Annotated in this window: 2 protein-coding genes; both read right to left on the bottom strand. The window is 40.0% G+C overall.

The window, feature by feature from the left end; translation table 11 throughout:
- Positions 1–38: 38 nt before the first annotated feature.
- Positions 39–923: an IS3 family transposase gene (locus A3I3_RS0109785; RefSeq protein ID WP_223873794.1), complete on the bottom strand. Its 885-nt coding sequence runs from the start codon at positions 921–923 to the stop codon at positions 39–41.
- A complete protein-coding gene (locus A3I3_RS0109780) occupies positions 920–1240 on the bottom strand; it encodes a helix-turn-helix domain-containing protein (RefSeq protein ID WP_018372505.1) in 321 nt (106 codons plus the stop codon). The genes A3I3_RS0109785 and A3I3_RS0109780 overlap by 4 nt, the downstream gene beginning before the upstream one ends.
- Positions 1241–1276: the final 36 nt, after the last annotated feature.

Raw genomic sequence — 1276 nt, 5'->3', positions numbered from 1 at the left:
TGTCAAGCCCCAACTAAAATAGACAGTAAAAAAGTGTATTAGTTATGAAGATATGCTTCCCGATATTGCACGGGGGTCATGCCTTTTAATTTTTCTTGCGGTCTATCCATATTATACCAGTCTATATAGTCTTTGATTTGGCGAATGAGCTGTTTCTGACTCTCTGGAGGAAATAAAGTCAAAGACTCACTTTTGAGGTGAGAGAAAAAATTTTCACAAGGAGCATTGTCATAACAATTCCCTTTCCTAGAATGTGAGATTGTCACACCATAGGAGTCTAACTTCCTGAGATACAGTTGATTGGTGTATTGAAAACCTTGGTCTGAGTGTAAGATGCAAGTTCGAGTAGCATCCCAAGTATCCTTAAAAACAAGATCTAAATTATCGAAAACCAATCGGTTATCATTACAATTGGACAAAGTATATGCTAGAATAGAGTTGTCATATAAATCTTTTATGACACTGAGGAACATCCGCCCTTGTTTGTGATAGACATAGCTAACATCTGTCACTAATTTCTCAAGTGGGCGGGATGCTTTAAAGTTTCGGGCAAGCATGTTGTGGTGGACATGTCTTGCCTTTTCGTTTCTCTCCCTCTGCGTACAAGACTGGTAACGTTTCTTACGGACTTTCGATGTCAATCCTAGAATGCGCATATACCGTAAAATCGTCTTTGGATTACGGAAAATATGGTACTTCCTTCGTAGTTGATAACAGATAAAGCGATAACCTTTATAGGTTTCGTTGAAGATAGCTGTTATCCTTTGAGCTAAAGGGGCATCAAAGTGTTTGTATAGGGGTTTTTCGTTCTTCACCCAGAGGTAATAGGACGACCTTGGGAATCCCCAATAAGCACAGAGGCTGGATACAGAGTAGCGGTCTTTCAAACGATCAACAACTTGATAGAGAAGGACTCTCCTTATTGGTCTAGAAGAGCCCTTAAGGTTTTTAAAATGTCATTCTCCATGCGCAGATAGCGGTTCTGTTCTTCTAGTGATAGCTCCTCTAATTTGATGGAGTTAGGACGACCTGAGCTCTTGGAACCTCGTAAGTCTCGCTTGAGTAAGGTTGGATTTTCTCTATATTTCCTCGTCCAATTCCGAACTTGACTATCTGATTTTAAGCCATATTTTTTCACGATAGAGGACATCCCTCCACTTTGTCCGCTGAGGTAGTCTTCCACTACCTGTAACTTAAACTCAGGTGAATACCTTGTAAAGCGACTCCCTTTTTTAGCCATAACAAAAGAACCTCCTTATAGAACAGTAGCATACAT

Origin of the sequence: Streptococcus massiliensis DSM 18628 (assembly GCF_000380065.1) — a bacterium.
In the GTDB taxonomy this organism is placed as follows: Bacteria; Bacillota; Bacilli; order Lactobacillales; family Streptococcaceae; genus Streptococcus; species Streptococcus massiliensis.
This window is presented reverse-complemented; position numbering and strand designations above follow the sequence as displayed.